22 protein-coding genes and 3 pseudogenes are annotated in these 21887 nt (G+C 41.6%); 13 read left to right on the top strand and 12 right to left on the bottom strand.

What is annotated here, in order from left to right; translation table 11 throughout:
• Positions 1–384 precede the first annotated feature (384 nt).
• The 3 genes from AAW31_RS07955 to AAW31_RS07945 all read left to right on the top strand — a co-directional run bounded on the left by AAW31_RS07955 (position 385) and on the right by AAW31_RS07945 (position 1915).
• A complete protein-coding gene (locus AAW31_RS07955; protein WP_046849825.1) occupies positions 385–903 on the top strand; it encodes a hypothetical protein in 519 nt (172 codons plus the stop codon).
• A 196-nt stretch (positions 904–1099) separates the two neighbouring features.
• A complete protein-coding gene (locus AAW31_RS07950; RefSeq protein ID WP_046849824.1) occupies positions 1100–1393 on the top strand; it encodes a hypothetical protein in 294 nt (97 codons plus the stop codon).
• A gap of 33 nt (positions 1394–1426) precedes the next feature.
• Entirely contained in the window at positions 1427–1915 is a 489-nt protein-coding gene (locus tag AAW31_RS07945; RefSeq protein WP_046849823.1) for a YajQ family cyclic di-GMP-binding protein, read from the top strand.
• 189 nt (positions 1916–2104) lie between these two features.
• On the opposite strand, the gene AAW31_RS07940 is transcribed toward AAW31_RS07945, so the two are convergent.
• The gene (locus AAW31_RS07940) at positions 2105–2554 is read right to left on the bottom strand and encodes an NUDIX domain-containing protein (RefSeq protein ID WP_046849822.1); all 450 of its coding nucleotides are present in this window, start codon (positions 2552–2554) and stop codon (positions 2105–2107) included.
• 348 nt (positions 2555–2902) lie between these two features.
• The gene (locus AAW31_RS07935; RefSeq protein WP_046849821.1) at positions 2903–3781 is read right to left on the bottom strand and encodes an SGNH/GDSL hydrolase family protein; all 879 of its coding nucleotides are present in this window, start codon (positions 3779–3781) and stop codon (positions 2903–2905) included.
• Between the two features lie 673 nt (positions 3782–4454).
• Here AAW31_RS07935 and AAW31_RS07930 point away from each other — a divergent pair.
• Together AAW31_RS07930 and AAW31_RS21910 are read left to right on the top strand one after the other, a co-directional pair.
• Positions 4455–4745, top strand: coding sequence for a hypothetical protein (locus AAW31_RS07930; protein WP_046849820.1), 291 nt, complete (start codon positions 4455–4457; stop codon positions 4743–4745).
• Between the two features lie 107 nt (positions 4746–4852).
• Positions 4853–4972, top strand: a pseudogene (locus AAW31_RS21910) (IS1595 family transposase); the annotation flags it as partial.
• A 36-nt stretch (positions 4973–5008) separates the two neighbouring features.
• Here AAW31_RS21910 and AAW31_RS07925 read toward each other — a convergent pair.
• Positions 5009–6553 (bottom strand): FAD-dependent oxidoreductase, encoded by a 1545-nt coding sequence (locus AAW31_RS07925; protein WP_052752145.1) that lies wholly within the window; start codon positions 6551–6553, stop codon positions 5009–5011.
• Positions 6554–7051: 498 nt separating this feature from the next.
• Positions 7052–7243, bottom strand: coding sequence for a hypothetical protein (locus AAW31_RS22705; protein ID WP_235264589.1), 192 nt, complete (start codon positions 7241–7243; stop codon positions 7052–7054).
• Between AAW31_RS22705 and AAW31_RS07920 the strand changes: the two genes are divergently transcribed.
• Complete coding sequence (locus AAW31_RS07920; RefSeq protein WP_235264567.1) at positions 7164–8258, top strand: AI-2E family transporter; 1095 nt, start codon at positions 7164–7166, stop codon at positions 8256–8258. The genes AAW31_RS22705 and AAW31_RS07920 overlap by 80 nt on opposite strands.
• 161 nt (positions 8259–8419) lie before the next feature.
• Here the strand turns inward: AAW31_RS07920 and AAW31_RS07915 are convergent, their stop codons facing one another.
• Both AAW31_RS07915 and AAW31_RS19760 read right to left on the bottom strand, forming a co-directional pair.
• On the bottom strand, positions 8420–10039 hold the full coding sequence (locus AAW31_RS07915) for a coiled-coil domain-containing protein (protein ID WP_046849818.1): 1620 nt from the start codon (positions 10037–10039) through the stop codon (positions 8420–8422).
• A 1117-nt stretch (positions 10040–11156) separates the two neighbouring features.
• Positions 11157–11315 (bottom strand): DUF3309 family protein, encoded by a 159-nt coding sequence (locus AAW31_RS19760; RefSeq protein ID WP_046849817.1) that lies wholly within the window; start codon positions 11313–11315, stop codon positions 11157–11159.
• A gap of 1385 nt (positions 11316–12700) precedes the next feature.
• Between AAW31_RS19760 and AAW31_RS07905 the strand changes: the two genes are divergently transcribed.
• The 3 genes from AAW31_RS07905 (at position 12701) to AAW31_RS07895 (ending at position 14984) form a co-directional block, all read left to right on the top strand.
• The gene (locus AAW31_RS07905; protein ID WP_046849816.1) at positions 12701–13918 is read left to right on the top strand and encodes a catalase family protein; all 1218 of its coding nucleotides are present in this window, start codon (positions 12701–12703) and stop codon (positions 13916–13918) included.
• Positions 13919–14540: 622 nt separating this feature from the next.
• On the top strand, positions 14541–14744 hold the full coding sequence (locus AAW31_RS07900) for a CsbD family protein (RefSeq protein ID WP_046849815.1): 204 nt from the start codon (positions 14541–14543) through the stop codon (positions 14742–14744).
• A 33-nt stretch (positions 14745–14777) separates the two neighbouring features.
• A complete protein-coding gene (locus tag AAW31_RS07895; protein WP_046849814.1) occupies positions 14778–14984 on the top strand; it encodes a hypothetical protein in 207 nt (68 codons plus the stop codon).
• 83 nt (positions 14985–15067) lie between these two features.
• On the opposite strand, the gene AAW31_RS07890 is transcribed toward AAW31_RS07895, so the two are convergent.
• Positions 15068–15946 (bottom strand): IS982 family transposase, encoded by an 879-nt coding sequence (locus AAW31_RS07890; protein WP_046849813.1) that lies wholly within the window; start codon positions 15944–15946, stop codon positions 15068–15070.
• Between the two features lie 129 nt (positions 15947–16075).
• Positions 16076–16250: pseudogene (locus AAW31_RS23885) on the bottom strand (IS982 family transposase); the annotation flags it as partial.
• A 273-nt stretch (positions 16251–16523) separates the two neighbouring features.
• Here AAW31_RS23885 and AAW31_RS07885 point away from each other — a divergent pair.
• Positions 16524–16727 (top strand): hypothetical protein, encoded by a 204-nt coding sequence (locus AAW31_RS07885; protein ID WP_046849812.1) that lies wholly within the window; start codon positions 16524–16526, stop codon positions 16725–16727.
• A gap of 142 nt (positions 16728–16869) precedes the next feature.
• Positions 16870–17358, top strand: coding sequence for a DUF421 domain-containing protein (locus AAW31_RS07880; RefSeq protein WP_046849811.1), 489 nt, complete (start codon positions 16870–16872; stop codon positions 17356–17358).
• Between the two features lie 35 nt (positions 17359–17393).
• Here the strand turns inward: AAW31_RS07880 and AAW31_RS07875 are convergent, their stop codons facing one another.
• The 3 genes from AAW31_RS07875 to AAW31_RS07865 form a co-directional block, all read right to left on the bottom strand.
• Positions 17394–18050 carry a hypothetical protein gene (locus AAW31_RS07875; RefSeq protein WP_144412886.1) on the bottom strand — a complete coding sequence of 219 codons (657 nt, stop codon included), beginning with the start codon at positions 18048–18050 and terminating at the stop codon, positions 17394–17396.
• Positions 18051–18418: 368 nt separating this feature from the next.
• Positions 18419–19279, bottom strand: coding sequence for a hypothetical protein (locus AAW31_RS07870; RefSeq protein WP_158441439.1), 861 nt, complete (start codon positions 19277–19279; stop codon positions 18419–18421).
• A gap of 150 nt (positions 19280–19429) precedes the next feature.
• Positions 19430–19861, bottom strand: coding sequence for a KGG domain-containing protein (locus tag AAW31_RS07865; protein WP_046849808.1), 432 nt, complete (start codon positions 19859–19861; stop codon positions 19430–19432).
• A 492-nt stretch (positions 19862–20353) separates the two neighbouring features.
• On the opposite strand from AAW31_RS07865, the pseudogene AAW31_RS07860 reads away from it, so the two are divergent.
• Positions 20354–20610, top strand: a pseudogene (locus AAW31_RS07860) (transposase); the annotation flags it as partial.
• Here the strand turns inward: AAW31_RS07860 and AAW31_RS07855 are convergent.
• A complete protein-coding gene (locus tag AAW31_RS07855) occupies positions 20584–21327 on the bottom strand; it encodes a glutathione S-transferase family protein (RefSeq protein ID WP_046849806.1) in 744 nt (247 codons plus the stop codon). The pseudogene AAW31_RS07860 and the gene AAW31_RS07855 overlap by 27 nt on opposite strands.
• Before the next feature lie 127 nt (positions 21328–21454).
• Between AAW31_RS07855 and AAW31_RS07850 the strand changes: the two genes are divergently transcribed.
• A complete protein-coding gene (locus tag AAW31_RS07850) occupies positions 21455–21817 on the top strand; it encodes a winged helix-turn-helix transcriptional regulator (protein ID WP_046849805.1) in 363 nt (120 codons plus the stop codon).
• Positions 21818–21887: the final 70 nt, after the last annotated feature.

The raw sequence follows: 21887 nt of genomic DNA, 5'->3' as shown, positions 1-21887 counted from the left end.
AGTCTCGATCCTTAGACTCACTAACACTAATGTGGTAAAAACATCCGATCTGCATCTTTTTGCAGCGTCCTGAATAAACATGACTCTTCTTCAACATACAGCAATTATTCACAACCTTATCCACGGAAATTGTGGATAAACGTTATAACCAGACTAATCCAGTAACGGGAACTTGTTATGAGCAGCAGCGATGAGAATGGTTCTATTTAGCGTATTATTTCCATTACATTATTAAAGAAGCTTTAATTAAAAGAGATTACATGATAGGGTTTAATTTACTCGCGCAAATTTTAAATAATGCCACTAATTTATTTGCTTAAAAGATTTATTCTCTTATTTCTGCTTCAGCTAATTTAACCATAAACTAAATTGTAATAATTAAAAATGAAACTACCGCTGGTATTTGTCGCACTTTCAGTTAGTATCCTAGTGGGTTGTGCCACGCCTCAAGAAAAAATACGGGCACAATATGAGGCTGATCTCTGTAGTTCTAAGCATCCTCAGTCAAATACTGTAATTAGCTATCTTGATAATCGTGGTGAAGTCGTGCAAGGCGATGTTGTTGACAAGACTGGATTCAACGACAAGGGATTTGCCGCGGTTCTGGCTGTACCTCTATATGATGTTTTAGGCCCTCCCCGGGAAGGATGGGGAAGCTGCTGCCAATGGGTGCTTGACTATTTTCCTAACTATTATTGTGGCCACCAGTATTGTAGAGCAAACCAGGGATACAGCTTGATTGGAGTGCATGGATTAGCGCGCGCACCAGATAGAGAGCAAGCAGAGCACATGGCACTAGAAAATTGTAAAACTGCTATACAACAGTTCGCAAACCAAGTGGGCACAAGCCCATCGCAGTCAGAACTACGATGTAAAATTCTGAAATTCGAGTGGTGTGACTAATGGTAGTAGGGCCGCCTATAAGAACATGTACATGACAACATAACCTCCATATCTTATAAAACTTACTATATTATTTTTTTCATGCATGAATTGAATAAAAGGGTTTAACACCGCTTTCTCAAGATCAGGTAATGAGGACGCTCATTCCTAATTATCCTAAAATTGCAATTGATCGCTTAATTGGAGAGTTAAGCCCATGACATATAGAGGCCTCTTTGGAAATTTCTCATTCAGCCGAATATTAAAGCCACCACGCCGGTATAATGTGGACCGCTCCAGGCACGAAAGCGTCGTTGCAGGGAGCGCCCCTGCGAACTTATTGCACCCAGCCTTGTTACCTGAGTCACCTCATGCTTCACCCCGAGCAGCTGCAGTGTTTATTCCATTTCTAAATCGAAAATCACGCGAAGGCGAGCCGCAGACAGTATCAATCATACGACAAGGTGAAGCCGACAAAATCATTTTTGATTTAGAAATGGAATTAGGTTAATTTGTCGTTTTCTTGCTGTTATAAGGAGTGAACATGCCGTCTTTTGATATCGTATCCGAAGTAGATAAAACCGAAGTCAAGAACGCAGTGGAACAAACCAACAAAGAAGTCACTACACGCTTTGATTTCAAAGGGTCGGACGCGCGCGTGGAACAGGCCGAAATGGAACTTACCATGTATGCTGACAATGAATTCCAGCTGAGCCAGGTGCAGGACATTCTCACTTCCAAGTTGAGCAAACGTGGCGTAGATATCCGCAGCCTTGATATCAATGATAAGATCGAGAAGGTCAGTGGCAACAAAGTGAAGCGTTCCTACACTGTGAAAGTAGGAGTGGAAACTGAACTGGCGAAAAAGATCGTCAAGCTGATCAAAGAAAGCAAGCTGAAGGTACAAGCAAGCATCCAGGGCGAATCCGTGCGTGTTACTGGCAAGAATCGTGATGACTTGCAGGACTGTATTGCATTCGTTAAGGAATCTATTACAGACTTTCCACTGCAATATCAGAATTTTAGGGATTAGCTAGGTGTGGCAGAGTAAGCGCAGTGATCATTGCTGAGGTAATGAACGGTTGCACAACGATGCCATGATTAAAAGCGGCTTTTTGTCAGGCATCTCCTCGTACTTCAAAATTAGGCATCAATACCTTCCCTATAGGGCGAAGACTGAGTGAGGGATTATGAAACCTAATTTTGAAGCGATAAGGATACTTTAAATTTTAAAAACACCGCGTAGTGGTGCCACTTTTCCAGTCGAACGAAAATTAAGATAATCGGAAAGTACTAGACTGTGGTCGAAAGCCAAAAGCTGGGGCAAATTATCTACACTGAATATCTGGCAATTTTTGGCGTCGTCGTCTGCCACTGGGGTACCACAAGCCTCGGCCACATAAACTGCAGTTACAGTATGTCCACGACTGTCACGGCTTGGATCAGAATAAAGACCGAGTAAAGCGATCAACTTTATATCTAAGCTAACTTCTTCTCGCGCTTCTCGCACCGCTGCTTGTTCCATCATTTCACCGACATCGACAAACCCTCCAGGAATGGCCCAGCCATAGGGAAGATGAGCGCGCTCGATCAAGACAATGGGACGATTGGGATAATCGATAAGTTCGATAATGATATCGCTGGCGAGCGATGGAGTAACCGGCCGGGGCATATGATTCTCCGAATAAATCGGATAATCTAACATTTATTATTCAGAATGAAAATGTGGGAAGGGCAGGAGCATGTTGCGTGTTGCGTGTTGATGCGCTAGTGAAGCAGTACATCATTCCACTTCTCAATCAAACATGACACGAAGGCGAGCCGCAGACAGTGCCCATCATACGGCAAGGTGAAGCCGACAAAGTCAGTTTTGATTTAGAAATGGAACAATTGATCATCATGTATTGCTATCGTGAGACACGTTTAATTTCGGGTAAAACAAGGCAATCAATCATGCCTCTAATTACTCCACCTCCTAAATCTCCATTTCGATGATCTCCCACCAATGTCACCACGATGGTTAAAGCAAGGATTGTATTTTATCGTGGATTTGTGCAGCCGAGCGTGCATAAGCGCTATTCTTCAAATGAAGCTCGTTTGCCCAGTCACTTGCAGGATTGAGAATAGGGCGCAGATCGATATGGTGGAAGTTGGCGTGAACATGCGCCATCTCTCGCAGCATCTCGTTGTATTTATCAATAAGCTCAAACACGAGATTTTGCTGTTCAGTAGCCTCGAAGATCCCTTTTCTTGCAAGTGCCGGCCGCAACCACGGTCCTGCAAAGGTGAAAAACAGGAAATCAACACTTTCTCCCGTTGGAAACGTGTGGCCATAACCATGGGCTACTATCTGCGTGGCTGGTGATACGGCAGCCACCCGTTTGATAAGCTCTGTGAAGTATTGACGAAATACGATGTTGATCATGTTTTCGACGAAATCTTTCCGTAAGGCAGGCAAACCGCTATTCTTGTGGTTCAGATACGACTCGAACTCGTCACCAGCCACATCGTTGCCCCCACCCGAGAACAGAAACACTTTCGGTTGCACCTCTTTTATCCGGCGCAGTACGGTCTCAATCTGCGGAGCAACCCGCTGGAAGTGTTTGTTAATTCCGGTGCCGAAAATCATGTTTTCCAAGGTATCGCCAGCCTTAGCATAATGCTCGATATCGTAATCATAATGGTTCTTAAGGCAATCGATAAGATCAGTGCCCGGCAAGTAATCGAACCATGAGTCTCCCTCAGCGATAACCCTGCCAGGCTTCTTGGCAGCTGTTTTTACCAGAAAACCTATTGCTTTTTCCCTCGGCTGGATTTCTTTTATCTTGGCTGCTTCTTTGAATTTGGCGACTTCCTCACTTGTCCAGCTATCCATCTGCTCGAAGTTCTCATTTATCATAACAACCTCCTTTCCGATAGTTCCAGTTCATGATACTTCTCATGCATTGCACGCTGATTGCAAAGAATATTACAAAAGGGTTCTAACGCCATATTATTCTTTTTATGCATAAATACAATAAAAATAGGCAGCGTTCCCTTTTTCATTTAATGGCCTCTGCACCACCCTTAAAATTTTGCTATGGCAGAGGAAAATTTCGGATGACAGCTTTGCCCGCTTTTTCTGATAAAAAGTAAATTTTTCTCTGAAGTATCTGGACGGATTTAATGTCATTTCTAAATCAAAAATGGCGCGAAGGCAAGCCGCAGACAGTATCAATCATATAGTAAGGTGAAGCCGACAATGTCATTGTTGGTGAAAAAATGGAAACCCTCCTCAATGGAGCGAAGTAGCGCCCTGGCAGCGCTTGCGTCCGCTCCAATATTGAAGCCGATAATATCGAGTAGTAATAACACGGTATGACAAACTAAAGATAAATGACGAAAACATGATGCCGTGCCTGATAGAAATTAGATATCCGGGATTATCTCTATGAAATGTCAACAAGACCCTACGTGTTTACACGTATTGAATTAATCACCATATTGGATAAGCTATTGAAGCAGTGGAATGATGAAAATTAAATCCTTCAAAAGGATAAAAATCATTAACTTAATTATTGGAGATCATAGAAATGAATAAATCAAATAAATTAACTCTGTTACTCAGCGCTTCTTTATTAGTTTTAACTTCTGTTAGTTGTTCTGCTAGCGACAGAGCGGAGAGGGAAGCTGATCGATTAGAAGACAGAGCAGACCAAATTCGCAAGGAAGACAAAGAAATGCGTGAAGCAACTGAAAAAGCTGGTGAAGCAAGAGCTGAGAGAAAGGAAGAGCAAGCAAAACAAATAAGAAAATCAGCAGAAGATACGGCTGATAGATTGGAAGATGAGGCAGATACAGTCAGAGATGCGACTGATAAATAATATTACGTTGTATTTATTTGTTTTGGGTCTTAGGAAGTTAAGTACTGATTAAAGTATGCTAACTTCCTAAGAGATAAGCTAAAAATAAATACTCTTTCCGTTCTCGAATTAGCGACGCCAAATTCAGGCAACTTATTCGGTGTTTTTCTCTGGATTTCACTGCTATCAGTACTGCGCAATTGACGGGTAGTTCGGTCAGATCAGTTAACAGGATTTCCCTTAATTTATGACGGAATTCATTTTTTGTTATCCATTTTGTACTCCTAAGTTTTATTGAGTTCGAGATCTACGGGAGCAAGAGGAGTTGAAGCAGGGCCATGTAATACTTTACCATTCGTATCAAAGCGTGAGCCATGGCAAGGGCAATCCCATGAACGTTCTGCGGAATTGAAGTGAACAACGCATCCTAAATGGGTACACTTAGCCGATACCGCATGCAATTCACCTTGGTCATCTCTATAAACGGCCCATTTGTGGAGGCCATCCTGAACAATGGCCCCTTGCCCTGCCAGGATCTCTTGAACAGAGGCTACCTGGCCTCCTTTTAACCAGTCGGTATACTGAGCCTGCGTATTAGCTTGTTCAGTAACAAAGTCGGAAATGCCATGAATGGCTTTACGTGCTGGATTGTACAGGGAAGTCCATGGGTTATTCCTTCCCATAATCAAATCGGTGATAATCATTCCACCGAGCGTGCCATGTGTCATGCCATTACCGGAATCCCCTGTGATCACATATACGTTGTTGTCATCCATCGGATTGTGCCCGAGAAACGCTAAGCCATCCGCGGATTCCATGATTTCGCCTGACCATCGATATTCAACCGATTGAGCCATTGGAAAGCGATCACGGACCCACTGTTCGATTTCGTCATAACGATGCTCAGGATGATCATCTTGTCCAACTTTATGATCCCTCCCGCCCACAATCAGTATTTCAGAGTCGCTTTCAGAATCTGGTGTCTCCAGGCGCACATAGTAATAAGGATCACCGGTATCCCACATTAGAATGCGCGGCACGCTTTTCTTAGGAACACGTACGCCGATCACATAGGTTCTGTACGCGGCTTGTTTGGTGTGTATGACTAATTTATTGTTGAAGGGAGTATTCGTGGCGACGACGACAGATTTGGCTTTAATTTTTCCACCATCCGTACTCACTATCTGCATTGATTTGTCGCCTTCGATCTTTAGTGCACGAGTACCGCAATGAACGATACCAGCATTACGCACAAGAGCCTCTGTTAATCCATTCAAATATTTAAGTGGATGGAACTGGGCCTGGTTAGAATATTGTATACAAGGGCCGGTAGTGAAACTTATTCCAGGAACTTGCTCCAGTTTCTGGACAGTGACGCCCGCTTTGCGTGCGGCATTGAATTCCTTTTCGATACTTTTAAAATCTTTCTCAGAGTAGGCATATAAATAGCCATCCAAGCGCTCGAATGAACAATCAATTCGTTCTTTTTTGATAATGGATTCAACTAAATCGATTGCTTTAGAAAAGCTATTAGCTACTAAGGCAGCATGCTCGGCTCCAAAATGGTCTTCGATGTTGTGATACCACTCATCCGGAGGAAAAAGATGTGCTGTAGTACGCCCGGTTTCACCGCTACCAATGCAATGGGCATCTATTAGTACTACTTTTTGATTTTGTTCGGTTAGAAGATAGGCTGTGGTAAGACCAGCAATACCAGCACCTATCACGCATACATCCGTTTCAACATCGCTCTCAAGAGAAGGAAAAGCAGGAAGGGTGGTGGTAGCTTGCCAGATGGAAACGGAAGAGTCATTTCTAATATTTTGCATGTCTTCTCCTTTATAAATAGCCAGAAACTTTAGTGGCACAATGAAATAAATGGCTGTGCTCGCACTAATTTAGCTCATAATAGCCAGGGAATCTGTGTGGTACAGCACATAATCAGGAAATCGCTGAAATCCAGCTTGAAGAATTTCTTGCTGCTACTGGTGCGGGGTTTTTTAAATAATAAAAGTATAAGATGATTTATTGAAAATCACTGCTTAACCAGAGTTTAGAGTTTCTCCATTAAAGAAGAAAATAATCCAAAGCCAAAAAGTAACAAAAACAACGGTGGATAAAAATATTTTATGAAGTCACAATCAAGTATTTGAAAAAATAGCTAGACTAGCGTAGATGGTTGGAATATGAGGGCGAACACCACTCGCTAATCGTTGAGCTCCAGGCCGCTCTCGGGCGAGAAAGCAAGATTGCATGTTAATCAAGTTATAGTAGCTTTCTCAGGCTCTTGATATAAGTGAGAAGAGGGCTTTTGCTTTTGTAGAATTTTAATCATTTAGGTGCATTTCGGCTGCTATTTTCACCACGATAACTTTTCCCAAAGCGTGTTGACATAACGAGGATTCTGTGATGATCAAAATACTTGAGCGGCAAACATTCTTGATTGCACTAACATTTGTTACGGGCCTTTTTTTATTTCTGCTTAAACCGTTTTTTGCACCTATTTTATGGGCTTGCATTATTGCAATCCTGTTTCATCCAGTGCAGCTTTGGTTGAAAAAAAAATTGGGGGAGCAACCTAATTTGATCGCTCTAATTACACTCATAGCTTGTATATTTTTAGTCGTTATCCCTTTTTTGTTGTTGTTGACATCTTTTTTTCAGCAGGGTAGTGCGCTTTACCAACGTATTGCAAGTGGTGAGATTCAGCTAGCGCAATATTTCGATCAGATTCGGCGAGCGTTTCCCGTAATGCAGCAATTTCTTGAACGGATGGACATCGATATCGCTTCACTGCAAAAAAATGCGACTGAAGTAATGGTGGGAATTGGTAGTTTTCTGACGCAGAATGCCGTAGCATTAGGTATAGGTACTTTTAACTTTTTTACTAAGCTTGCATTAATGTTGTACATTGCGTTCTTTCTATTGCGCGATGGTCGGCAGTTGATTGAAAAGCTCATTTATGTCATACCAATGGGTGACGAGCGCGAGCGGTTGCTTTTTCAAAATATTGCCGGGGTTGCTAGAGCTACAGTTAAAGGAAATTTACTGGTTGCTATGCTTCAAGGAACGCTGGGTGGTCTTATTTTCTGGATTTTAGGCATTCCGTCTCCGTTGTTGTGGGGTGTGATTATGGCAATTTTCTCGATGATTCCGGTTATTGGTGCAGGTCTGGTATGGGTGCCAGCTGCAATCTATTTGTATACAATCACACAATGGTTCGAGGCGACGGTGTTAATTGCGTATGGTGTGTTTATCATTGGACTGGCAGATAACGTTTTGCGGCCGATTTTGGTTGGCCGAGATACCAAATTGCCTGATTGGATGGTTTTATTGTCGACGTTGGGTGGGCTTACGCTAATAGGAGTCAATGGATTCGTCGTTGGTCCGCTTATTGCTGTTTTGTTCGTCGCATTTTGGCAAATTTTCGGTAAGGATTTTAATGTCGGCAAATATGCCTATCAAGATAGCAATTCGGAAATTGAAACAAACGCTGAGGATTCAATAAAAAGCAAACCTGGAAAACAGCTATAAGAGATAGTGGAGTGCTGAATATTTTTTTACAGGTTTTAAATTAACCCTTCTTTACACAATCTCTGGATAATGGCTGATAAAAATTAGAGTATTGTTTTAGTTGGAATTATAAAGCAATATCCGGGTATGAATGTCTGGTAGAGTAAAGAACCGGCAAAATTTTACTCAGTTATTGAAATCCATTGTTGTTCATTGCATATTTGTACTGCATAACGTTGTAAAGCGCGTATTATGGAATAAAATTCATTAGCTGCAGCACCATCAAAGTTAGCAATAATTTCGTACTCTAAGATAGAAAGATCAGCTTTAGCAAAATGAACGGATAAGTCTATTAAAGAAACTCCAAAACTTTCCTTCAATATTCCTTGATGAATCCCTTCTGTCAAAATTCCAGGTATCTCAACAGTACTCATTTCAAAATGCTTAACATCAAGCCCGAATGTGGTGGTAGCGACAAAACCTAATGAAAAATTTCGTGGAGTAGCATATAAGAAATCCTCAATAGTGTATGTGATGGGCATGGTTCCATCAGGTAATGATAAAACGATATTCTCAAGTGTAATGTTTTTCACCTTTCCATAAATATCTCCATAAAGCATCACATAATCTCCTACTTTACAGGGGAACCAAGGCTCATCTTTGGAAACAGGGCGTGAAACATATTTAGCTAATTCTGATAATGTCAACCTCAGCTTTAGCCCGGGGAGTAATGGATTGGTTAGATTAGTATAATAATGCAAGCTTCCTATTTGCATAGTGATCCCATTATAAGAAATGCACTCGCCTTCTCGAGCAGAACCTGTATTAAGCAATAGCCTCAATTCTTCAAAAAAAGCAGGAATTGAGTTCTTTAATACCCAAGCAATGCTGATCAGAATTACAATCATTATACCCGTCATCACTGCATCATCTCGTGCTTCCAGAACATAAAAAAATGCAGTTAATGCAAATATTACCGTCATAAAATAATAGAGAACTAAAATCAGTCTCTGAAAGTAATTTCTTTTTTTATCTCTACCATTTAACAACAAACCAAAAAATTTTAAGATCAATAACATCATAAGATAGACACTAATAAATGCGGTTAGCGCTAAAAACAAGGTCGCTCCACGACCTTCATAGAATTCCTGTAGGTAATTAAAAAATGAACGTTCTTGTTCGGTCTTAAACTGAATCATTTCATCGCGCTGCAACTGAGCAACCTCGAATAAATGCCTGCCTTCATCGAGCTGGTCTTGCCATTTCTGGTTAATTCGTTCAAATTCAGCTAATGCTTCCGTTTGCAAGTTTTCCTGATTGATTTTTGAGATATGTTTTAGAACCTCATTTATTTTCTCAATTTGTTGTTGGTAGAAGTTAATCCTGAAATGAAGATTATCAAGCTTCCTCTTATTTTCAGTAAGTTCGTGTAACTCTCGCAAGAAGGGTTGTATGATTTCGATTAAATCCTGCTGCCAATCAAAATCCTTCTTAGCAGCAGTCTCATCGGTACCTAGATCTATCCCAGCGGTGAGAATCATTTCAAATGAATCTTCCTGATCGGCTATTGTTTGTTCGATAGTGTCTATCTTAGATTGAATCTTTTCTTTTTCCTGATCAGTGCGTGCCTTTGCTAATAGCTCTAATTGTTCGTCAAGTTCTTTTTTCTGCGTGCTGATCTTTTTTATAATGTCATTTAATATAATAGTGATTTGATCATTATCATTATGTGATTGCTGGTTAGTGATATTTCTTTGCGTATTATCCTTGGCTTGTATATCTGAAGAAAAAGCATGCACCATACCGCACATAAGAAAACAGCAAATCAGACGTTTATGATTTTTTATCACGTTTAATAAATGCTTTAAAGATTATCAGTCCAAGTAAGTTAAGCACTTTTCAAAGTTTGATTTCTTACACAGCTGAAATCCAAAAATAAGTATTCCATTCTTTCTCGAATTAAATAATCGAAATTTAGGCAACTTATCAGTTATTTTGCTTTGGGTTTTACCGCTACTAAAGCCATTTATTGCCTTAGACATTGAGTTGAGATAGTTATTCAGGAATTTACAGCGGCTGATAACACTTATGATTTTTAGATTACGTAGCAAGCAACAAAAGATTTAAATCTACTTGTAGTACAGAGATGAATTTAAATTTAAATTTGAATTAGAGTAAAGCTACAGAACAGACGCGACCTGCGGCGGAAACTCACCTCCCTTAAACCGCAAACTATTTTACTTCGTAAAATTTTGAGCTTCTGTAAGATTTTCTGTTACGTCAATGAAGAGAAAAGGATTTCTTTCTTTCATCAGTCTTAACCGTTGCATCCAGCGCAACAGTTCTCTAACTACTCCAGTTACGGAACATAGTAAAGATATTTTCAATTGCTCAAGCGCTAATTAAAAATTTCATTAAATCTGATGATAGCACCAGAGTTTTTATTCCATTTCCAAATCGTAAATAACGCGAAGACGAGCCGCAGACAGTATAAATAATACGGCAGGGTGAAGCCGGCAAAGTCAGTTTTGATTTAGAAATGAAATTATATCTTAGGGCGATGCCGCGAATAAAAAAGAATAGAAATACTAAAGCTAGAATACAAACTCTTTATTCTAGGCCTGTTCCTTAAATAAAGTACTCGACAACGGGTATCATGCACAAATTCAATGGTAGAGCCCGATACCGTTTCTCCTTGAATGAATAGTTGATTGATTACTGCTGAGATTGATCTACTTTTCAGCCTCACTCTGCATAACCCTGCCATAAATTTCTTCGTTATTGCCAGCTAATTAATCGTGCTTCCCTTCGTTCTCTAAAAATACCCGAAACAGGCCCTGCGTGTTAAAGCACAGAGCCTGTTGTGTAATATTCCGCTGTTACTTTGACTATATAACTTTCCATGCAATTAACCGAGCGCTATATTCGGCCCATCAGCATCAGAATGACCAAGATCAGCAACACTAACCCGAGAATGCCGCTGGGGGCGTAACCCCACCCCCTGCTGTAGGGCCATGTTGGAATCACACCGAGCAGGATCAGAATCAGAATGATCAGTAGTATTGTTCCTAATGTCATTTTATTTCTCCTTCCAAAGGGTTAGTCGTAACAACGCAATTTCCGAGAGAATTATTGCAATGCTCTGATGCCGCTCTCCTCGGCGCGCTGACACCAGTCTTCCAGCTACTTTACAAGCTGTTCCTTGGATGCAGTAGAGCGGCTCCACAGAACGGTCAGTTCCTATGCATCGAGTAAATGGTCCTTAGCACTTCACTGGAATAGAGCACCTGCTCCAGGGCTGCTCGCTCTTCCTCCGGCGACTCACCCGCATCCCTTTGTAGCCGATGTTACGGTGTTCCTAGCTTCCATACGGTAAAGTTTGGCATCTTTGAACAGAACTATTCCGATGCCATAGATCTCAGGACTGCGTGAATCTTCAAAGGTGTTGCACTTGGCGTGATGCTTGCGGTGAATAACCACTCATTACTTGGTGACCATCCCAATAGTGAGCCACAACCAGAAGCGGAAGCAGTGATTAGCTATGGATGCAGTTCCAGCGTTCAATGCACCTGATGCCGATGTAGAAAAATTGTCACCGAAACGATGGTCATGTGCATTAAACCCAACGTAACCAGTACATACCCTCCCACCCTTCACAAGGAAGCTCAAACAGTCCAAGCTGCATAAATAGCTCCTATGTTAAAATGAAATTTGTAACCGTCACTATCCTGTCTGCTTCATCTCTTGTTTGGTCTTCTCTCTTCTATAACTGTTGTTCGCGTTAAACAAACCAAACAGCCCACACCGGATGTTCAAATACAAAACATCTACTCGTATCCGATAAAAAAAGTACACCTAATCCCTTGTCGTTTCTGTGCGCTAGCGCACACATGTGAGTTTTGGGTTAACGTAGCGTCTTTTTGCTATTAACAAACAATATGATGAGTCAACAAAAAATGGCAGAAACATTTTCAAGCAACCAGCGTGATGGAGCGTGGCAATAGTTAAAACCACATCTGTCAGTATCAGCTGTAGGAAGCCACGAGAGTTGCATATGCGTCAGGTAATCAATGCCATTTTGTAAGTTCAGAAAATACATTGTCAGTAGAGCGACAATTGCCTCGTGAATTGCCGGTCTGGAGCTCGGTTTACTATTACTCGATTTACTATCATTTACGCTACGGATCCCGTAATGGGACATAGAACGTCTTCAGCTCTACTCGTCGTCACTTTCATTGTATGCTAGCGCACATACCAGATACCCGATTCCTGTAATACTTCTCCTATCGATTTCAGTAGCTACCTGCTCGAAAAATAAGAGCCCCTTTCGGCCCTGTTTGGATTAACTAGCGAAGGAAATGGGTTTCCCGCAGGCTCAGTCCAAACAGAACTGGAAAATTACCATTTTTAGGCCTATCCAGCGAATGTCCCGAATTACTGTCCTGCTTTTACATGAGACCATTATGCCACCACTCATCCACCACTCAATTTCAACAAGGCTGGCAGTACTTTTATCAAGTCTGATATTTGTGACCGCTTGCAGTATCCCGGAAGAAAGTTTGCTTTCAAACACCGTGCACGCAGCGCACTCAGGCAGCGAGCCGACACTGGCCAGCAACATCGAATATGACATTGAGCTCGGCGAATCGCCTTGGCCAGGAGAAGAAGCTGCAACGCTGGCTATCACGAAAAACATCGAGCAAGCGATCAAATCGCGTTATATGGATAACCTTCCTGCGCTCCGCCACGTTCATACCAAAGCACATGGTTGCGTGCTGGCGGACTTCCAGGTTAATAAAGCGCTTCGGGACGAACACCAGCACGGCGTCTTCCAGCCTGGTGCCCACTATAAGGCTTGGATACGCTTTTCAAACGGCAGCAGCGACCCAACGGCCGAAGACAAGGAAGGAGACGGGCGGGGCATGGCGATCAAACTCATGGGTGTTCCCGGAGAAAAACTTCTGACCGATGAGAACCATACTCAGGATTTTTTAATGATTAATCATCCCGTGTTCTTCATTAATGATCCACAGAAATATTTGAGCTTCATTCAAGCGCGCAACAGCTCAAGTCTGTTAGCCCGGTTATCCGCACTACTCTCGCTCGGGGTAGAAGGCTCGATCATCGCGGCAAAGATCAGTGGCAAGAAAACCGGCAACCCGCTCTATTTGCGCTACTGGTCGATGGTACCTTATCAGTTAGGCTCTGGTGCGAACCGTCGGGCAATGAAATACTCCGCAAAACCTTGCACTCAAATGGACAACACTCTTCCGTCAGTCAAGTGGCAGGACCCCAATTATTTGCGCGCAGCGATGCAGCAACACCTCAGCACTAATGACGCTTGCTTTGAATTTATGCTCCAGACGCGTGATACCAGCACACCTGCCAGCGCAGCGCTCAGCGTCGAGATGTCCACGAGTGAATGGGAGGAGAATGTCGCACCATTTTTTAAAGTTGCCACTATCACGATCCCCAAACAAGATTTCGACAAGCCAGCACAACACAAATTTTGTGAAAATCTTTCGTACACGCCCTGGCACTCGGTATCCGAACATCGACCGCTCGGCGGGGTCAACCGGATCCGCAAAGTTGTTTACTCATCCATTGCCAGCCTTAGGCGCAGTATGAACGCTATCACGCCGGCCGAGCCGACAGGTATTGAATTTTTTAAACCAGATTGATCCAAAGATACAGAAGAAGTGATAAATAGACTCAGTGACGAACACGACCACTGATAAAGTACATCGAAACTGATTTTTAACAACGCATGCGCGCTACCGGAATTTGCTGATCCCTGCTCACAGCAGCGCTTGGGTCGTCTGGTCAGCCCGCCCTGAGAAACCATTCACACATGAGCAGATAGCGAAAAATCGGAAAACGATAATTAGCCTGGAAAGTGAATCAGCTTTATTTTAGAAAAAAACATTACATTGAGTCCTATGTTAGCTAGCGTACAGAAGCGTAGTCATGCCAGCATTACAATACATTTAACCTCACGCAAGTTAATGAGGCGGCCTGTAGCACACGAACCGACCCTGGTACTTTTTGTAGAGAATTAACTTAATATTGAGGAATTCATCATGAATAAGGACCAAGTGAAGGGTGAAGCAAAAGATACTGCCGGCAAAAATTAATGTAATAACGCACTACGGATAAGTTCAACTCAGCAGTTTTGTGGAAAACCAAACTCAGATTGACCGGGATATTGAAGTTCCACAGAAAATCAAGGGTGTAAAAAACATCCCCGATGAAATGAGCATCAAGCAGTAGAAATTCAATTCAAACCTAAAAAGGAGCCGCAAAATGAACTGGAATCAAATAGAAGGTAATTGGAAACAATTCAAAGGTAAAATCAAGGAACAATGGGGCAACCTCACGGACGATCATCTCGACACAATTGCCGGGAAGCGCGATCAGCTGGTTGGCCGTATTCAAGAATCATATGGAATCAGTAAGGAAGAAGCGGAAAAGCAAGTTGGTGAATGGGAAAGAAACCTTAAAGATTAAATAGTGCTCCTCTCCTGTGTAAAACAGAGCAGTATGTTGCGCAAGCGACATACTGTGCAACCAATTTTTATGGTTATTTCATTTCCAAATCAAAAATGGCGCGAAGGCGAGCCGCAGACAGTATCAATAATACGGCATGGTGAAGCCGACAAAATCAGTTTTGATTTACAAATGGAATTAACCAAGCGAAGTCTGCGTATAAGGGAAGTCATAAACAAATTCTGTTTTGTTGGCCGATAGCAGTTGGCTTTGCGTCTGCAATAAAATTTTTCGCGAGACTTTCTAAGGGGTAGTAATGTAACGTGAGTTCGACATAAGAATCATCAAATCACGACTGGAAGAGCTTGAGGGAGCCTGATATTAAGTGAGGGTTTCTTCTCGCGAAAGGTGTAAGCCACCAATCCGGCTATCAGATTAACAAAAAAGTTAACTGGGCTGCGATGGCGGGAGTGCTCGATTTGCGAGATATTCTTCAATTGGTCATTGACGCTCTCAATGATCGAACGTTTACGTAGCAGCAGCTTGTCAAACAACGGCAACAGCTTGTTTTTCATGTTCTTGCGTACTTTGGTGATGAGCTGCACACCTTGCTCGCGGAGTTGCTCAAAGAGTGATTGCGAAATGTAGCCCCGGTCACCGAAGAGTTTGCCAAACAAGGAGCGGGTCACCTCTGGTACCGGGTCACGGTCATCCACATTGCCCGCCGTTATTTTTACCCCTGGCAATTCTCCCTGGTCATTAATGACCAGGTGCAGCTTGAATCCATAAAACCAACCCATGCTGGTCTTTCCCCGGGCAGCAAACCCTGCCATTACTTGATGAGACCCAATACGGCGATTATGGCACACACTAATCTTAGTCGAATCAATGAAACTGATCCCACTACATTGCCCAAAGCGACTGGTCAGAAAACAGCACAAAGGCACCAGGCTACCTTGCAACAGCTCCACAAAGCGGTGGTAACTCACCAACCCTGGAAAATAATCACGCTGATACCTCAACACGTAATTCAGGTAATAGTGTTTAAACGTCCGGTACCCGGATAGATGAAACCCGACCATGATGGTCATGATTTCGCTTAGACACAGCGCTCCTTGCCGCCGACGCTGTTTCAGCGATGACTCTAATAAGTGCTGCTCCCATTGCGGCTCAAACTCTTTACAAAATTCGTCACTCTCACAAAAAATCGTTGTAGTATCCATGGAAATCTGACTCCTCTCATGATGAAATTCTTTTGCAAAACCATTTCATCATAAGGAATTCAGGTTTCTTTTACAGCTTTTCTTATGTCGAACTCACGTTAATGTAACGTGAGTTCGACATAAGAATCATCACACTACGGCTGGAAGGATATTAGAAAATCTAATACTAAGAGATGGTTTCTTCTCTCGGAAGGTGTAAGCCACTAGCCCAGCTATTATTTAACAAAGAAATTAAATGGGCTGCGATGGCGGGATTGCTCAATTTGCGGGATATTTTCAATTAATCGTTGACAGTCTCGATAATTAAGAAGAGAAGGGTAGAGGCCAGGCCGCAAATCAAAAATTCCTGTTCTTGCGAGCAATAGCTCTAATCATCGTTAGGTGCAATCGGTAAAATTTTCCGCTTCCTCGCTGGCTGTGTAAGTACTCAAGGGACAGATCTAGAATATAAATTCTTTCTTCTAGGCCTGTTTTTAGGTACACATATCGCTATGTTTTCCTCAAACTGTTTGAACTTTCATAAGGCTACATCCTCAATAAAATATAACTTAATCGATTGTTTATCAAAGGAGGATGTATGCCAAATGCTAACGACGAGACAAAAATCGATAAAGAAGATCCTTCTAAAAATCTATCAGTAGATACACCGCAAACAGGAAAAAAGCCAGGCGATGCTAGGGGAGATCCAAAGCAACAAAAACGTAATCGCGAAGATTTAAAAGTAGGAGAAGACCATCGCACCGAGAAAATGCGAAAGGGTAACCGTGGTACTTTTCCTTGATTCCCCGATGTAGTGCACGTAAATTTTAGTTATCCGTCATAGTGCCTTCACTAAAAGAGACTTACTCATTTACTTATTTACCTAAAAATTAATTTATCCAGATACTGTTTAACATTAATAGGATGATATAAGTCTCTTCAATATGAATATTAACTGGAACGAAATTTTTGGCATTACCGTTTCTCCGTTAGAGCTTGTGGTACGTGGTACTGCCATCTACTTTTTCCTTTTTGTTATTTTCCGGGTGTTGATTAAACGGCGAGTCGGTTCAATCGGAATGGCTGATATCCTTATACTTGTCATTGTTGCAGATGCGGCTCAAAATGGTATGGCTGGTGATTATCGCTCAGTAAGTGAAGCATTTATCCTTATCGGCACTATTATTTGCTGGAATCAGTTTCTCGATTGGCTTTCTTTTCATGTGCCACAACTTAAATCAGTGTTAGAACCGGCCCCTCTCTTACTTATAAATAAAGGCCAGATTCTTTGGCGCAACATGCAAAAAGAATATATGACAGAATCAGAGTTACTTTCTAAATTGCGTGAGCATGAAATTACCGATCTAAAAGAAATTGAAAAGGCATACATGGAATCTGACGGGCAGATTACAGTTTTAAAGAAGAAACCCTAACTTTCCCTTCTATTCTTTAAATGCGCGCACTGAGTTTAAAGCAATTGAATCCTGCCATCATTCTGAATATTTTTATTATTTAAAATAGCAAACATGATATCGGCAAGATATTCGGTCGTTGGTTGACTTAAGTGTAAACCATCCGGTACAAGCTCTCCCATTGAATATCTGCGCCCTTTAATTTCAAGGAAACCCTCTCTGAGTACTTGGCGGTGCAGTTGATCAAACGGCATGAGAAAACATTGCTTATAAGAAGCGCATTTTGCCACAATTTCCTGATTTAACCGGGTACGGTTAATTTGTTTTCCTGGCAGGAGTTCGGGAATTTCGCCTAATACAATAGGCACATTCAGATTTGATGCCTGACTCATCATACTTTCCAATGCTTGAATACTATTGCTGATTTCGGGCAAAGTTGAATCCCAGAAAAAGAAATCAACAGCAATAATAATGCTTCGATCCTTGAAATCATTAGGCTGAATTTTTTTGATTACTTCTCGACCAGGCTGGCCGCCGAAAGCGATGGTTTTAATATTCGATTTTTCAGTATACCGTAAAGCAAGAGTCTTACCAGGGCTTAATGTTCCCCAATCTGCACTTACGCTTGCCCCCGTAATAAGTGGCTTTTGCAGAAGTTCTGCTGATAAGGCGTTCTTGGATAAAGCCGATACCTGAAAGAAGATCGCCACCATTGCAGTTATTATTATTTTCTGAAAAATGTTCATAAATAACTTTCACTGATCCGTTAACTTTTTCAGTATAAGAAATAAGCCTGATTACCATTGAGAGTGCTCGCAATAGAGAGTTCAATCAATTTACAACTTATTATTTTTTTCAACTGAGAAAACCAAAATTTTCTTCACTTACATCTTCAGGTTGGCTCGGGTCGCGAATAAAGAAAAAAATAGAGATACTAAAGCTAGAATACCAATTTTTTATTCTAAACCTGCTCTTTAAGCAGGATCCCTTAAATACGCTAATAATATGACGAACAGTATAATTTAATGAAGATCTCCGCAACGAACGCTGCAGAGATCCGGCTATATTTGTTTTGTATAAGTTAAGCTTGCTGAATAGAAGAAGCTAATTTCTTAGCGCCATATCTGGCGCCAAAAATGATTGCGATTAAGGCTACAATATAGCTTAAAAACATTAACCAGAGAATTCCAGCTGCGTACCCTCTGGCTTCATCAGCTTTTCTCTGGATGTCTTTACCAATTTTATCTGCTTTGGTTTTTACTGAACTGACCAGTTCGTCGATTTCTTTTTCATCTAAATCAGTATTACTTGCAATAATCTCTTTCGCCTCCTGCTCATCACCTCGTATGAGTGCAGTCGCGATTAAACCTAAAGCTTGTGGATCAATTTGTTCGGCAGCTTTCTCTAATTTTTTTTCATCTTGAGAGGCTCCTTTCCTAATCCCTTGTTTTATTGAGGCGATTAAAGGCTGTAAAGAAGAAGGTAATTGTGATATTGCTCCTTCTTTATCGGATGAAAATGCTTTCGTTATATTCGTACCAGCTGTAGCTGTGGTTTTTATTGCCCCGGCTGCAGAACTCAACAAACTGTTAACGCCCATGGAGGCCAATATAACGGCAATAACAATGGTAATAGACCACACCACTACGCCATGCAAGGTAGCTGCACGCTGATCAATATGACCCGAAAGTTTACCAGCCAGGATGCCGCCTAAAAGATACACTACCCAGGCAGTCAAAATATACCATCCATATAATGCAATACTAACGGTTAGTGTTTCTGATTTGGTATCGATATGCTTGATTTCTGGAACCTCGACAATACTGAAGCCAATCGCCGCGCTGAGAGTGAATATTAACCAGCTTAAGGCATAAATAAAAACCAGGCTCGCAAAAACAGCGCCCCAATTAATGGTCCACCAATCTGTTTGTGAAGATAGCACTACGTTTCTTTGTGTATGAGTACTCATAGTAATTTCCTTTTAGGCTTAGTAGTGAATGAAGAGTAATGCCAGGATTAACCAACACATCATTATTTGTGTTGGCACAAAAAATAACGAGCAGATGAATCTGCTCGTCGTTGTTATTGCTGGTTAGCGATTTTTATGGCTTTGGCTGCCTGCTTTAGCATGCTGCTCAGATGTCCCGCCACGGGTAGAGGAAGATGATTCATCTTCATCCTCAGAGCGGCCTTTGCCACCTGACTGTCCACCTTTACGACCTGCCTCACGTGCCTCTTCCGAGCTAAACTCATGGGCTGTACCTTTTTCATGAGCAGCATGCCCTCCTTTCCTGCCCGCTTCACGCGCCTCTTCAGAAGTAAACTCATGAGCGGTACCCTTCTCGTGAGCCGCACGGCCCGCCTCGCGTGCTTCTTCTGAAGTGAACTCATGCGCAGTGCCCTTCTCGTGAGCTGCACGGCCGCCCTTGCTCGCAATTTCACGCTGTTTTTCTTCGTCCATAGAAGCAAAACCACGCTGGCTGGTGCCCTTATTGTCCTCATCCTTTCCTTTATTCGTAGGCATAATTGCTCTCCTATTTAGTCATTTCAAAAAACACTTATGATGTGTTTGGATTCTTTATCTCCGGTTTGATAAAACCAGGAACATCTTTAGCGTACGCTTCGCAGCGAGCTTTCTCTGTGCGCAAGCGTACATACGCCTAAAATTAAAGCTTGAATGCAGGACGAGTTATTCTCAAGGAAACAAAAAAGGACGGATTGCCACGACGATAGCGAGTACTCCAATTTCTGATAAGAGCATTCTACTGGGACCAGTATGCGCATGGCGGTAGAATATATACTATGCCGAATGCAGGTTGCCCCTGCTTGACTTACCCGAGGAGGTTGTACATTTCCGGGTCAGGTGCGAATAAAGAAAAAAATAGAGGAATGAAAGCTAAGCTAGAATGCAAATTCTTTAGACTAGGCCTGCCCATTAAGTACCTCTTATAAAGGTGCAAATCTTGCATTGTCAAATACAAAAAAATATTGCATTGCAAGATTTGACATCTTTGTATGCAATGAGGTTAACCAAGCCGGTATTCCAGCTTTTCAGGCTTTCGCTCACACGGTCACCCCTCATTGGAATGGGATTATTCACCTTGTTGAATCCTGTCTGACCAATGGCATTCTTGAGAACATCAATAACAAGATACAGCTTACCAAACAGCGCGCCAGAGGCTACCGGAATATTAACAACTTTATCAATATGATTTATTTTTATGTAGAAAGCTTCAGCTTACTTACTCACGGTATTTCAACTTGAGGAGTTAAGGAAGGATTACTATTTTTCAGATCTTGATAGAATTCACCTTGAATTCGTTCAACATAATCAATTAAGTTGTTTTTTGACAAACCATGTTCCTTAAGGGGGGATTCAATTGGACAGCCGATAATATTAATTAAGTGACCGAAGGCACAAGCATCCAATGTAGTAGGTTGATGCCCTAGAAAATACCGCTTACTCCCCAGACTTGCTGATAACGCATCAATATCTAGTTTACCTAATGTAAAAATTTCTTCTGCTTGATGCCTGCCAGTACCATGACCATAAATTTGTCGTTTGATTTTTGGACGCCATCTATTTGCAACAATATCCCGAATAATGGGAGGTAGCCCACCAAAAATTGCTTTCTTGTTAATTTGCCAATTTTCATCTGTATATTGCCAACGCGAATAAAGCAAAATCCAGAACAAATGTTCATCAAGCAAACGTTGCATCGCTATGGCTCCTGCCAATTCCGCCGCACTTCGTCCTTCGTCCAAATCTTTGTAAATTGATTTAAGGTAATTAATGATAAAACGAGAATCGCCTATTGCTTCATTGTTATCCTGAATGTAGGGCAATTTACCTTTGGGAGTACTAAAAGGTAGTGCCGGTTTGATTTCATATTCAATACCAGCCATGCGTAGATACGTTTCGATTTTGCAGCAAAATGGGCTTAAGTTTGGAATTCCCCAGGTGCGTTCAAATTGATAAAGTTTTATCATGCGATTGATCCTTGCCACAATTAATATTAATATTACGAGTTACTTGCATAATGCAAGTTAATATAACTTATAAGTTTGCTAACTACAAGATATAAAGCTTTCCTTTTATTTTCAGGAAAACTAATTTATGAATGATGAAATGGATAAATCGATTTTTGAGCGGTCATATTGCCCAATTACGTGCTCACTCGATCTTCTGGGCGATAAATGGACTTTACTGATTATTCGTGATCTGCTATTAGGTAAAAAACGCTATCAAGAATTTCTGGAATCTCCAGAACGCATTGCTACTAATATATTGTCAGACAGATTAAAGAAGATAGAAACTGCCGGGCTTGCCATTCAACAAGCATATCAACAGAAACCAATTCGATATGAATATGTTTTGACAAAAAAAGGAAAGGATCTTAAACCTGTACTTCAAGCTTTAGTTCAATGGGGTAAAACATATTACCCTGGGACTAAAGTTTTTGAAGCTATTGATCGATGAGTAGCAGGATAAGTAAGAATCAAGCTGAGCAGATTTAATTAATAGTGGCTTCCTCGGTATTCAAGAAATT

It is taken from the genome of Nitrosomonas communis (assembly GCF_001007935.1).
In the GTDB taxonomy this organism is placed as follows: domain Bacteria; phylum Pseudomonadota; class Gammaproteobacteria; order Burkholderiales; family Nitrosomonadaceae; genus Nitrosomonas; species Nitrosomonas communis.
The sequence above is the reverse complement of the archived record's forward strand: the minus strand, read 5'-3'. Positions and strand labels throughout refer to the sequence as shown.